The 13,260-nt window shown below is 39.2% G+C and carries 13 protein-coding genes; 8 read left to right on the top strand and 5 right to left on the bottom strand.

The features are described from left to right. The first annotated feature begins 99 nt into the window (after positions 1-99). The 3 genes from HYX58_00590 (at position 100) to HYX58_00580 (ending at position 1,960) form a co-directional block, all read left to right on the top strand. Positions 100-447 carry a hypothetical protein gene (locus tag HYX58_00590; GenBank protein ID MBI2774494.1) on the top strand — a complete coding sequence of 116 codons (348 nt, stop codon included), beginning with the start codon at positions 100-102 and terminating at the stop codon, positions 445-447. A gap of 91 nt (positions 448-538) precedes the next feature. Then, positions 539-1,219, top strand: coding sequence for a hypothetical protein (locus HYX58_00585; protein MBI2774493.1), 681 nt, complete (start codon positions 539-541; stop codon positions 1,217-1,219). 12 nt (positions 1,220-1,231) lie between these two features. Then, the gene (locus tag HYX58_00580) at positions 1,232-1,960 is read left to right on the top strand and encodes a hypothetical protein (GenBank protein ID MBI2774492.1); all 729 of its coding nucleotides are present in this window, start codon (positions 1,232-1,234) and stop codon (positions 1,958-1,960) included. A 2-nt stretch (positions 1,961-1,962) separates the two neighbouring features. On the opposite strand, the gene HYX58_00575 is transcribed toward HYX58_00580, so the two are convergent. Further along, a complete protein-coding gene (locus tag HYX58_00575) occupies positions 1,963-2,874 on the bottom strand; it encodes a DUF1295 domain-containing protein (GenBank protein ID MBI2774491.1) in 912 nt (303 codons plus the stop codon). A 28-nt stretch (positions 2,875-2,902) separates the two neighbouring features. Then, complete coding sequence (locus HYX58_00570) at positions 2,903-4,069, bottom strand: ATP-binding protein (GenBank protein MBI2774490.1); 1,167 nt, start codon at positions 4,067-4,069, stop codon at positions 2,903-2,905. Positions 4,070-4,206: 137 nt separating this feature from the next. On the opposite strand from HYX58_00570, the gene HYX58_00565 reads away from it, so the two are divergent. Next, positions 4,207-4,671 (top strand): hypothetical protein, encoded by a 465-nt coding sequence (locus HYX58_00565; protein MBI2774489.1) that lies wholly within the window; start codon positions 4,207-4,209, stop codon positions 4,669-4,671. A gap of 3 nt (positions 4,672-4,674) precedes the next feature. Here HYX58_00565 and bamA read toward each other — a convergent pair whose 3' ends face one another. Next, positions 4,675-7,248 carry an outer membrane protein assembly factor BamA gene (gene bamA, locus HYX58_00560; protein MBI2774488.1) on the bottom strand — a complete coding sequence of 858 codons (2,574 nt, stop codon included), beginning with the start codon at positions 7,246-7,248 and terminating at the stop codon, positions 4,675-4,677. A 150-nt stretch (positions 7,249-7,398) separates the two neighbouring features. Between bamA and HYX58_00555 the strand changes: the two genes are divergently transcribed. From HYX58_00555 to HYX58_00540, 4 genes are all read left to right on the top strand, one after another. Next, on the top strand, positions 7,399-8,739 hold the full coding sequence (locus HYX58_00555) for a cysteine--tRNA ligase (GenBank protein MBI2774487.1): 1,341 nt from the start codon (positions 7,399-7,401) through the stop codon (positions 8,737-8,739). Positions 8,740-8,750: 11 nt separating this feature from the next. Beyond that, positions 8,751-9,182: an NUDIX domain-containing protein gene (locus HYX58_00550; GenBank protein ID MBI2774486.1), complete on the top strand. Its 432-nt coding sequence runs from the start codon at positions 8,751-8,753 to the stop codon at positions 9,180-9,182. Between the two features lie 140 nt (positions 9,183-9,322). Next, positions 9,323-9,745, top strand: coding sequence for a hypothetical protein (locus tag HYX58_00545; protein MBI2774485.1), 423 nt, complete (start codon positions 9,323-9,325; stop codon positions 9,743-9,745). A 155-nt stretch (positions 9,746-9,900) separates the two neighbouring features. After that, entirely contained in the window at positions 9,901-10,332 is a 432-nt protein-coding gene (locus HYX58_00540) for a hypothetical protein (GenBank protein ID MBI2774484.1), read from the top strand. Here HYX58_00540 and HYX58_00535 read toward each other — a convergent pair. Then, positions 10,327-10,905 carry a class I SAM-dependent methyltransferase gene (locus tag HYX58_00535; GenBank protein ID MBI2774483.1) on the bottom strand — a complete coding sequence of 193 codons (579 nt, stop codon included), beginning with the start codon at positions 10,903-10,905 and terminating at the stop codon, positions 10,327-10,329. The genes HYX58_00540 and HYX58_00535 overlap by 6 nt on opposite strands. After that, positions 10,906-13,164, bottom strand: a complete 2,259-nt coding sequence (gene lysS, locus HYX58_00530; protein MBI2774482.1) for a lysine--tRNA ligase — start codon at positions 13,162-13,164, stop codon at positions 10,906-10,908. It abuts the gene before it with no gap. Positions 13,165-13,260: the final 96 nt, after the last annotated feature.

Genomic DNA, 13,260 nt, shown 5'->3' with positions numbered 1-13,260 from the left:
TCATTTTATGCATAAATATCAATCGTAAAAAACTATTGCATTCCACCTTAGTCAGAAAGTATCGTCAGAATTATCCAAACTCATTAAAGGAGAATTTTCATGGCCGCTACTTTTAATAAAAAGGGATACGATAACGCAGTTCGCTTAATTAAAGCTGGAGAAATTTCTACATTTGATGCTAATTGGAATGAAGAAAAACCAACGCAAGATGAAGTTGTTCGCTTTATCAATACACATTTTATGAGTGAATATGGATTATGGTTTTTAGGAACCGATAGCAAATTCCCTGCCGACGCAAAAGAGCATTATATTTATCCGTACGGCGATTTGAAAACAGTTCAACGATGCGCGATAGTCGATACGATGGAAAAAGCAAAAAAAAATAACGATGCTCAAATAGCAAACTCTGCAAAAGAACTCCTTGCCATGGTAGATAAGAATAAATAACGCCAGCCACAGAGCCGATATTATGGACTTCCATGCCGCAGATTTGTCATCTTATTAATGGTGTAACAAAATCTTGCAATGGGGGCACCATATGGTCAAACGACTTTTATGGTTTCTAGGGGCGTTAATACTATTTTCCTACTGCGGCAGAACAAAAACAGACGATTCTATTTCGCATGGCTATCTGCCTCATATCAGCGAGGGGCAAATTGTTTCATTAGCCAATAAATCTGAATGTGAAAAATATACGATTGTTTTAATTGAGCGGACACCGGGACAGACACATTTATTGGAGCCTCAAAATGACGCCATCAACATCTACTTAAGACCAACGCACCCTAATGCAAAGTACGCATTAGGAACTCTCAACTACAATGGGCAAAACCCAATGGTCACGTTTAATGCTGAAACAACAGGAACAGATGTAGTCAGCAAAAGAAAAAATCAGTTCAATCGCCGGCAAAAGGCTTTTCAAGAAAATATTAAAATCCCTTATTGGATTAATAACGAATGCTATTTTTTGCATTCTGCTCAAATTCCTCAAGAAGGAATAGCGACCGCTACCTATAAAAAAGAAAATTGGTTTTCCACCCAATGGGTTAAACAATGTGCGACCAACGAGCCTCCAGCTAATTATGAGCCAGTTTTTGAAACTGAATGGAAAATATATCACAAAAGAAAAATTCTTCTGACCAGTTCTACTCTGGCAGTTTCAACAGCAATCGGTGTTTATCTATTTTATAAAAAAGCATTGGATTCAATTTTTTTCTAGCAAGGCCCGCGGATGAAAATTAAATATTTTTTTTCAATAATTATGATTGCTTCATGCTCATTGCCACTAGTAAGTGCTCCATATGAAATTTCTCTCGAGGCTGGAAAACACGCACTAATGTTGAGCGAAGGCGACGTATTTGTCGATTCTCATGAAAAAAAACGTTACGAAATTGTTTCAATCGAAGATTGCCAGAGCGCAGAGGGAACAAGATTTTTAGTGTGTCGATTAATAGATTCCAGCCTTTCTCTCCACAAAAAATATAAAAATATAGAACAAGGCCCCAAAACCATTACCTCCATTAAACCTGTAGATTCTCTTGAAGCGTTCATGAGCAGATTCATAGAACTCAATCTCCGGAAAAATTACACGGGAGAAAATTTTATCATAAAGGGAGTTCCTTATACGTTGACTGAAGTTAAAATAGATGAAAAAACCCTCGATCGAACGAGACCTGGAGACGAGGATAAGAAAAAAGAAGAAATGAAGGAACTACAAAGCAAAAGACTATTTCCAAAAGATAAGTTCATCCGCGCAGATTACCTGCGCACTAGATTCTTTTGCGATGATCGCGTTATACAGTTCGCTTCTAATAATCCGCCATCCAATTATGAAACGGTAAGTGAACGATATCAAAGAAATTACCATTGGAAACGCATAATTCCCACAATAATAGCAGCAACAGCATTTACCGCTGCTGCATATTCTTTTTATAGAAAAATAAAACGAGCTAGAGGCTAAAATCACTTTTTTCGTGGGCGCCAGGGAAACATCGCATTTGTTCGTTTTGCATAAGCGAGAAATTCGGGGTTATTTGCAAACGACTTTTCTGCAAGCGGCACACCCGAAACAAGCCGCAAAAGAAGGGTAATTGTTACGGGACTAATAATTGCAGTCCATCCTAAATAAACGGGAAGTGTAATTAAAAAAATTGCCCACCACATAATACTTTCACCAAAATAGTTCGGATGCCGCGTATAATGCCAAAGCCCTTCTTGCATGATATGGCTTCTCTTTTTTTGACTGCGCAGAAATTTAGCCAATTGATAATCGCCAACGGCTTCCCAAAACATACCAAAGGCCCAAATACATACTGAAATCCAATCGAGCCAACGCAATGAAACAACTGGGGTGCTATTTACCAGCATGATAGGATACCCTATCACTAGCATTAGAAGCCCTTGTAGCATAAAAACATAAAAAAACGCATAGAGCGCTTGGTGCTTGCCCCATTTTTTTCGCCATAGCGCATAGCGCTCGTCTTCATCTTTATTGCGCGAACGCTTGAAAATATAATATGAGATGCGAACAGCCCAAATAAATACAAGCATTGAAATAAGAAATGCTCGCCCGGATCTGGCATAATGATAAAGAACTACTACTGAGCACATTGCCAGTAAAGCCATCGCACACGAACTTATCCTGTAAAAATTTGCATACTTCTTAGATAATAAGAAAAATAGGCAAATAAACAGCGCGACTAAAAATAAAAATGCTGCGTACAGATGAAACTTAGTCGACGCAATTGCTATAATTATAAATCCAATACCCCAACCAATATCTGCAATGCCGTTATTATGTTCTCGTTGAGCAATTAACCATAGAAAACTCATGTAGAGAAATACAAAAACACATTGAACCAGGAAGATCCACATAGTGCAAACCTCGGCAACTTGTGAAAGCTTATTGATTTAAGTTTTTAACCGAACGCCAATTGAGCAAACGTCCTTCAACAAGTGATTGATCTTGCTCACCAGTATAAACAACAATGCCATTCGATTGCATTGCGTGGCTCACCTTGTACCAGTGCATCAGTTTTTTAAAAGCTTGTGGCGAATAACTTTCGCTCGCGATAATCTCCATTGGCAAAACACCAGTAGATTTACTTACAAGGCATTCCACTTCATGGCCCGCTTTATCTTTCCAGAATGAGACGTTTCCTTTTTTACCAGCGCCAAACGCTTGTTTGTACAAATCAGAAATAACAAACGATTCAATAATTGCTTCACGCAATGGATGCTGTTTTAATTGTTCAGGTGTAGAAATACGCAAAAGAGAACACGTAATTGCCGGCTCAATAAAATAAAGTTTTGGGCTTTTTATAATTCGTTTTCCGTATGCTTGTTCATGTGGTGGCAATAAAAAAATAAGTTGTGTGAGTTCAAGCAACTCAATCCACGCCTTTGCTGTATGAATAGTAATATCGCATGCTCGGCGCAGTGATGAATAATTTACTGGTTGGCCAAGAGATTGTTCTGCGCAAAGTTCCATGAAGCGATAAAAAATCGTGTCGTTATGCAAACTTTTTGCCACACGAACATCTTGCTCAGTATAATTACGAACATAGGTTGTGTACCACTCAGGAATATCCCCTTCCCGCTGAGCCGCGGGAAATCCTCCACGAATAATAGCATCATCCACCGACTGCGGCAGAACTTGAGACATTTCCCGTTCCGTGATTGAAAGTGGCCAAAGTGTATATGTTTTTGATCGAGAACCAAAAAGCTCCTCTACCAACGTTGTGTGGTGGCGAAGCAAGCTCGTTGTTACTATAATTTTTTTGCCTTCTGGAAGCTCATACGTTCGTATCGCATCGATAATTGCAGGCGCATACTCACAATCATCTACAATCATTCCCTCGCCTTTTGAAAGCGCATCACGAATAAAAAATTCAGGATTTTTAAGAGCTTGTTGGCGCGGCTGCAATTCTCGCAATGAAAAATATGCAAAATGAGGTGCAACTGTTTTGACCAAGGTTGTTTTTCCAACAAAACGTGGCCCTTTGATACAAATTATTGAATAATTCGGCAAATCAATTTTTAACGTAGATTCTATGGTTCTTTTAAACACGGCATTCTCCTTTGGCATTTTGTATAGCCTAGTAATCTTTGTGGGTAATATTCAATAATTTGCCGTTGCCATCTCGATAAATTTTAAATAACGCGTATACTATAATAGTATTTATTTTTGAACTTTAGGAATCGCTCGTGAGTAATTGCTTTTTTAGAAATATCTGCCTGTTTATAAAAATGAGCACCATAACACTTCTTGCTCAAGCCAGCTTTCAGGATTTTATCCACTTAGCAAAAAAGCAAATAAATTTGGATCATTTACAAAAAAAATATTATCGAGAACAATTTATTTTACCATACAAATCTGAAATTCCATGCGCCGGAAAAAAATTGTGGATTAATAAAATAAATGGTAAAAAATACGTCACAATACCTATCGAAAAACCGTATAAATTGGAATTAATGTTTCCCTGTAGTAACATCGAAGACTTTGATGTTGCCAAATTTGGCAACATCAAATTTCAAAATCCAAGTGTATCTGAAGACGTCACCCCTTGGTATTGGAGTTATATACCTGATTTTATTCTTATACCAATGATCTTTCTAACCTCTCCGGGAGAGCCAGTGATCCGTTCACAAAAAAGAGACCAACTCGATTAATGGTTAAAACTCGTGGTACGCACTAAAGTGAACGCGCGTCGCCTCTTCACCTTTGCGTCGATCGAGCTTAAAGCCCCAATCAACTTTAATTGGCGTTGGGCGCAAGACGCGCAGCCCTAAACCAACAGCATGCCGATAGCTAAAATGATTGTTTCTCAAATTAGCCGGAGAAATTTGCGCCGCATCAAGCGTATCCCAACCAGCACCACCATCATAGAAAATGCCGCCCTTCATAGAAAAGTCTGCTGAGATTGGAAAAATCAATTCTGCGTTAATCCAGAATGCTTTTGTGGCGCCCAATGGATTAGATTTGCCGGCCAAGCCAGGGACAATCCATTGCGGCCCTATCTCGCCAAACTCAAACCCGCGCACCGATGCCGGACCGCCAATATTATACAATTCCCGATAGGGAACAGTTCTGTGTTTAAATGGCGCAATAAGACCAAGATGACCATGCAAACAGAATACCAAACTGCGCTCATCGATAAGTGGTGTGTACCAGCTCACATCAAAATCTGCCTTAAAGAATCCAAATCCATGGAGCGGCGTATCAATTGCATGCGTCGTTCTGCTAGGAAAAACAGTTTTTGTTAACATTTGCCATTGGTACCCGTTGCTTGGATGAACCGGATGATTACGAACATCTTTTGTTACGTTTAAAGCATAGCCAATAAATGTGCCACTTTGAAACCGTCGATTGATGATCCCTTGCAGCTCATCTTTCTGCGCTTGATTGATAAAGTTAGTACGCTGGTCAACCGCGGTATTGGTATAACGCACATCCTCTACAATAAGTCTGTTGATCCAAAGTGAATCAAATGCACGATGAGAAACAAATCCAAGATTAAATGCACCGCCTACGATATTTTCATGAATAGATGATTTTTCTAGAAAGAAGAAATCGCTATATGAGGTTCGCTTGGTAAAAATATCTATCCCAGCATGAATTGGTCTATCGAAAAGCCACGGCTGCGTTAAATTAAAATTAAAGTTAACTTCCCGTTTTGCATATTCGCCGCTGAGCGCAAACTGAATTCCTTTACCAAATAAATTCGAATCCGAAAGTGCAGCGCGTAATGATAGCGATTCAATAGGAGATGAAACATCGCGCGGCGAACCACCAAAACCAAGATTCATTTCGGCACGGCCGGTTTTCACTTCTTTCACCATCAAATCAAGCGATGCTCTATCTTTTCCTAAACGATTAATTTTCCAGTTGACGCCATTTCGCTGATCAAAGTAGCCAAGCAGTTCAACGCGCTGTTTGGAATCGTCCATCCCTTTGGTTGTGAGAATACCACCTTCTTGAAGTAACAATTGCCGACGAATAATTTTATCTTCAGTTTTTTCATTACCACGAATGTTGATGCTATCAAGGGTAACTTGTGAGCCAAGCTCCGTATAAAACGCAACGCTCACCGTTTTTGTTTCTTCATTCGGTTTAACTGATGGTTCAATATCGGCGTAAATATAGCCAAAATCGCCCCACAATAATCGAAGCCCTTCAATCGTCTCGCGAATTTTTTCTTTTGAATAAAGGTCGCATTCTTTAATTGGCAAACGCGACTTTAAAAATTCTTCCGAGATAAGATCATTTCCTGGAACAGAAATATCGGATATCGTATAGAGATCGCCTTCTTGAATATAGTAGGTAACCATAACTTCTTCTTGAGCTGCATCCGCTTGCACCTGCGCGTTTACTACACGCGCATTCAGAAAACCATTACTTTGATAATAGTTCTCGATAACTTGCTTATCAGCTTCGATCATATCGGGCTGATAACTTCCTGCGCGATCCATAAATCCAAGAATCCAATCTTCGCGTGTGTAAATTAAACTGCGTAATTTTTTATCAGTAACAGACTCATTTCCTGAAAAGAAAATTCGTTTAACAAGCGTTTTACTATTTTCTTGAATAGTAAAACGAACACACGCAGCGCCATCCACTGGCTGCAATTGCGCAGTTACCTGTGCATTGTGATAATCTTTGTCGCGATAGAGTTTTTTAATGATCGCAATGTATCGGGGCAAATCCATTTCATCAATGCTCGTTATTTTAGAAAAATTAATTTTCTTTTCTATTTCCTTGAGCGTTAAATGTTTATTGCCTTGAAATTCAAACCCCGCAAGTTTCAATTTCTCTTGCACCACGATAAAAAGATCTACTTCTTGGCTGCCGACCGGCTCACCATAAAGCTGCACATTTTTAAAATAATTAAGGTCGTTAACATTTTTAATAAGAGTATTGGTTTTTCGAGGATCAAATCGCTGACCTTCATGATAGGGAATGCGACTTACAATCGCTTGTGAAGGAACGGAAAAATTTCCCTCAACTGTAATTGATCTAATGATACGATCGGCCAGCGGTACTGGCGCAGGCGCAACTACCGCGGCAGTTATTTCATCTTCATCTTCGTAGTCGTCGTCAGATTCATTCTCCGCGTATTGATTATCGGATAATTCATCTTGATTTGCTGGTACAGATTGCATCGCAGCCAACGAAAATGGAAGGTTTCCACCACCGATAAATAAAATAATAAAGAGCCACAAAACACTCGCTCGTCGTGCAGACATCATGTATACGCTCCTGATTTGTTTGAAGGCGGACCTTTAAAAAGATCGTTTTTATAGAATACCTTTTTTTCTTAAATTGACCAGAGGAGCTGTTTTTTTCTACACTAAATTTCAGTAAGTGCCGATGGACCTTTCAAACGAATGAAAAATAGTATGATACAGCTTTATTCAACTCTTTCGACTCGAAAAGAAACTATAAGCCCGCTACAAGAAGGCAAAATTAAACTTTATGTGTGCGGTATCACGCCCTACGACAATCCACACATTGGCCACGGCAGAGTTTTTGTTACGTTTGATCTCTTGTATCGGCTCTTAAAAACAATTGGCTTGGATGTTACGTATTGCAGAAATTTTACCGATATCGATGATAAGCTGCTCAAAAAAGCGGAAACCGAATTTGGCGACCCTCTGCGCTATCATGAAATCGCTCAGCGTTACATTGCATCATTTAATCGAGATATGAAAGCACTTAATCTAGATACGCCATCTCACGAGCCGTTGGTTACTAAAACAATTCCTGAAATTATCGATTTTGTCGCACAATTAGTTGAGCAAAAAAAAGCGTATGCGATCGATGGCGATGTGTATTTTCGAATCAATAGTTTCCCATCCTACGGAAAACTTTCTAAACAAAAATTAGATGAATTACGAGCTGGAGCGCGCGTTGAGATAAACGATAAAAAAGAGGACCCGCTCGATTTTGCATTATGGAAAGGCGAGAAAGAAGGAACTTTTTGGGAAAGCCCGTGGGGTTATGGTCGGCCAGGTTGGCATATTGAATGTTCAGCAATGGCGCTCAAATATTTGGGAGAGCAAATAGATATTCATGGCGGCGGCGCAGATTTAATTTTTCCTCATCATGAAAATGAAATAGCTCAAACAGAAAGTTTAACCAGAAAACCGTTTTCAACTATTTGGAGCCATTGCGCATTTGTTCGAGTAAATAATGAAAAAATGTCCAAATCGCTCGGCAATTTTTTCACGCTCAACGATATATTCCAGCAATTTGATCCGATGGTAATTAGATATTATTATGCGATTCATCACTATCGAACACCGCTTGATTTCTCCTTTAATGATATTCAAGCAGCCCAGAAAGCGTATCAAAAAATATGTCTTTTCTTTGCGCACACAGAGGTGAAAAAAAATAGTCCTATCGATCGTGAGAATGCAACGCTTAAAAAAATGCTTACATTTCTCTACGACGATTTAAATACGCCCGGAATGTTTGGCGTTCTTTTCACTTTCATGCAATCAAAACCAAATGCGCACGAAAAAGCTGCCATTAAACAATTTTTAGTAAACGGATTGGGATTAACGCTTGAACCACTTCCAGAAAAAACGATCCAAATAACACCAGAAATTCAAAAGCTTCTTGATGACCGAGAAAAAGCACGCGAAGAAAAAAATTGGAAACGTGCCGACGAACTGCGTGCACAGTTAATTTCTCTGGGTGTCGATCTTCACGATAAAAAAAGCAAGGAAATCAAATGACGACAACTCAAATGCCGCGCGCACCACAACAAAACTTTTCACCGATTGTTCGCGTTGGCGTTGGCGTGCTTATTTTCAATAACGGAAAACTTCTTTTAGGCAAAAGAAAAAATGCGCACGGCAGCGGCACGTGGAGCCCGCCAGGCGGACATCTAGAATTTGGGGAAACGCCTTTTGAATGTGCCAGTCGAGAAGTGCTTGAAGAAACGGGGCTCACGATTAAAGAAATTATTGCCGGCCCTTATACCAACGATTTTTTTGAGCTTGAACAAAAGCACTATATTACGCTTTTCATGATCGGTGAGTATGCTGGCGGTGAACCAAAGGTTTTAGAGCCAAATAAATGTGAAGAATGGCAATGGTTTGATATAAACGAACTACCAAAACCATTATTTTTGCCGATGGTTAACCTTAATTTTTCTCTTATAAACCCTATTAACTAGCGGCTAAAGTTTTTATCCATATCTAATGAGATCTAATAGATAACAAGTTTTTTGATTTAATTCAATTTTAATATTTATTGCTATTCTGCATTATTAATTGATAAACTCTTAAAAGAATACCGGTTTAACAGGAATATATTATGCAAAAGAAATTCAGTTCTTTATTCTTGATTTTATGTTTATTGTCCACAAGTTCACTCTTTTCAATGGAATCAAACTCTGATGAAGAGGAGACCGGCAGTGATATCGAGCAAATGGCAATAACCCTAAATTACGGTGGCTTATCTGAAAAAGATCAGGACCTTATGGATGCAGTTGTAGCCGGAGAACCGAGCGAAATTCGCACTGCAATTCTAGCGGGCGCAGACCCGAATTCTTTTTATCATAATCCTTTAGCATTCGCCTTCAAAACAGCAAATTCAGATCTAGCTACCTTTCTAAAAAAACACGGGGCCTCAGCTGATACGCCAATTGCTGGCGATGCTACGCTAAGAGAACTGATGAAAAACACACCGAGCCAAAATGCTCTTAAAAGATTCAATGAGATGTTTAATAACCATTAACGTTAATACAGCACAAAGAATCTGCCGCATTTTTTACATGCAAACTATGATTCCTTCCGCAGTTATTAAAACTTCGTAAATCTAAACTCCGTATAATTGCTAAGATATCTTGCCGATTGATATAATTTATCAGGTAATAAAAAATGGAGATAAAAATGAAGAAACTTATTCTTATCAGTTCAGTAGTTCTTTTTGGTTTTTACTGCTTATATCAAAAATCGGCACACTCAATGGAGTACAGTTCCGATGAAGATGCACCAAGCGATGTGGAAATTTTCCCATTTTATCAAGCGTATGCTGATTTTACAGAAAGTGAGACCGATCTTTCTAACTCAGTGAGGAATAGTAGGCGTGATGGCATTATCAAAGCAGTTCAAGATGGCGCAGATCCAAATCAGTTTTATGATAATGCACTTTCATGGGCAATAACTAATAACGACTTAGAGCTCGCAAAATTTCTCTCAGATAAGGGTGCAACAATAAAGCAACCAATTTATGGCAACGTAACGCTCATTGAGCTTATTAAAAATATTAAAAGTGATGAAATAAGAAAAGAGTTTGAAACGTTGTTTAAAAAATATTTATGAATGAGCCCTATTAAGAAGCACCACGTATATCGGGCTTGTTAGTGCGTGCGCGCCACAATAGAATCCGCTTGATTTTCCGAATTCGGCCAGCATTTTTTTTGCTTCATTCATACTGATCATCTTTGCATTTTTCTCTTCGGGATTTTTCCAGAAATGCCATCGGGTTGGCACATGCCATGGATTAAATTCTAAAATAATTAATAAACCATTTGGCGTAAGAACACGCATCATTTCGCGCAAAAGATTTTTTTGCGAGTCAGTTTTTAAATGATGAAAAACGTATGCAGCATAAACGCAATCAACGCTCGCATCTTCAAATGGCAATCGATCATCGCAGGTAAAAAAATGCATTTCGGGAAATTCTTTTTGCGCATTTTCAATGGCGGTCTTATCGCGATCCACACCAATCACCTTTGACTCCCATAAAATATCTTGCACATAATGCGTGATCATCCCATTCCCGCATCCGACATCCAAGATTTTTTTGGGATCATTTGTGTGCGCAGAGATTAACTCTTTTATTCGTTGCGCTGTCCACTGCGCTAGTTCAATCTGGTGATCACTCGAATGCATTTACGCGTGTTTTTTCTTGAGTGTTGGAAATAAAATGACATCTTTGATCGAAGTGGTATTGGTAAGAAGCATTACAAGGCGATCGATGCCAATGCCGACTCCAACGGTGGGCGGCAGTGCATATTCGAGCGCTTGAATATAATCAGCATCATATTGATGCGCTTCTTCATCGCCCGCTTTGTGCGCCTCAAGCTGTTGCTTGAATCTATCTGCTTGATCAAATGGATCGTTTAACTCATTAAATCCGTTACTAATTTCCATACCACCAATGAAAAGTTCATAGCGCGCTGCAACAGCAGGATTTTCAGAATCGCGCTTTGCAAGAGGAGAAATTTCGATCGGATATTCGGTGATAAACGTTGGCTGAATTAACATTGGCTCAACAACTTTTTCAAACAATGCATAAAACTTAACCGCATTTGATGCGTTTTGAGCTAATTTAATTCCATGCTTTTTTAATAATTCATTAAGTACCGCATCCGTACATTGAGCGTCGGTCAATTGTTCAGCATCGAGCACCGATTGTTTAACCGAAATTCTTTTGAACGGTTTTCCAAAATCGATGACGTGATCCCCAAAACGAACTTCTAGCGTACCACATGCAAACTCAACCGCGGAGCGTAAAAGTTGTTCAACAAATTCCATAATATAAAGATAATTATGGTGAGCCATATAAAATTCAAGCATCGTAAATTCAGGGTTATGGCGCGTTGATACACCCTCATTTCTGAAATTGCGATTTATTTCATATACCCGCTCAAAGCCGCCAACAACTAATCTTTTTAAATAGAGTTCAGGCGCGATGCGTAAATAGAAATCATCGCCCAGCGCATTATGATGCGTAATAAACGGGCGAGCGGCCGCGCCGCCAGCGATCGGATGAAGCATGGGAGTTTCCACTTCCATGAATCCGTGCGCATCAAGAAAATTACGTACCGATTTTAAAATGCCGGTTCTTCGAATGAACTTTTCGCGACTTTCGGGATTACTAATCAAATCCAAATAGCGTTGGCGATAGCGTACTTCAACGTCGGTGAGCCCATGAAATTTTTCTGGCAAAGGATGCAAACATTTACTGAGCAGTTTAAACGATTTTACTTCTAAGGTAATTTCACCCATCTTGGTGCGAAACGCAGGCCCTGTAGCCCATAAAATATCGCCAATATCGATCATGTGCTTAAAAAATTCAAATTGCTCAGCGCCCACATGTTCATCTTTGAGATAAATTTGCATTTTCGCGGTACGATCCTGAAGATGTGCAAAAATAGTTTTACCATGTGATCGAATAGAAACGAGGCGTCCGGCAATCGTATAAGTTGGTTTTTGATCGTGATGCCCAAAATGCTTAAGTATTAATTCGCAGGTATCGGTAACATGTTGTGCAGCAGGCCACGGTTCAATCCCCTGCTTTCTTAGCGCCTCAACTTTTTGCGCACGAATCTTCGATTCCCCACTTAATTCCAATCTTTGTTGCCCTAAAGAATTGGCTTTATAAATTTCCAAAGGTGGCAAATTTGGTTCTTCCGGTTCTTGTAGCGACTCAAAAAATGCATCGTCAGTGTTAATTTCAGATGTCTCCTTATCAAGAAAGGCGTATCTTACTTTCCCGCCACAATACTTTTGTAACAGCCAAGCCAATTCATTAATGGCAGCTGCAATAATTTTTTGGTTTGCAGGGGGCAGGCCCTCTAGAACAAAAAGTGCATCTTCGGAATCTTCGGACAATTTAACTCTATCTGCTTCGCGCCAATTCCATTTGCAACAAACGGCTCCTTTGCCATCCTTATAAAAGATCTCACCTAGCTCGGGCTTATAGGCTTCGGTTTGACCAAGAATCCTAATAGGTTGTTCGTTTTCTCCTGCTATTGTAAGTTCCATATCTCCGTCAATTTTCTTTAAATCTTCACCGCCAGCAGGCAACAAATATTTAAACGAAATAGCATTATAGAGATCAACTAGTGGATTGATTGATTTTATTTCTCCCCCTTTTGCCACTCGCATTGAGATCGCCTCGATGGAGCTAAGATATTTTTTGGGATTCGCACCAAATTTTTTAAAGGCATCTCGCCACACGGTAATAAATGGATGATGTTCAATTTGATCTGCAGTTAAGTTCATTCGCAACTTCTGCTGGGTTTCTGCAAGAAATTCTCGCGCCTTTGTTTGGGCTTCACTTTGTTTGAGTCCGGTAGCGACTATTAATCCTACTTTGAGATCTGGAAACTGTGTAAAAATACGTCTATCAATTTTGAAAAGCATATATATTTAACACCATCATTTTGTGTGACATAATATATTGGAATATACTATAAAACAGATTTTTCTGCACGCTAGTTTTTTATTAATGGGCATATT

This window comes from Candidatus Dependentiae bacterium (assembly GCA_016191325.1).
GTDB lineage: Bacteria > Babelota > Babeliae > Babelales > JACPOV01 > JACPOV01.
The sequence above is the reverse complement of the archived record's forward strand: the minus strand, read 5'-3'. Positions and strand labels throughout refer to the sequence as shown.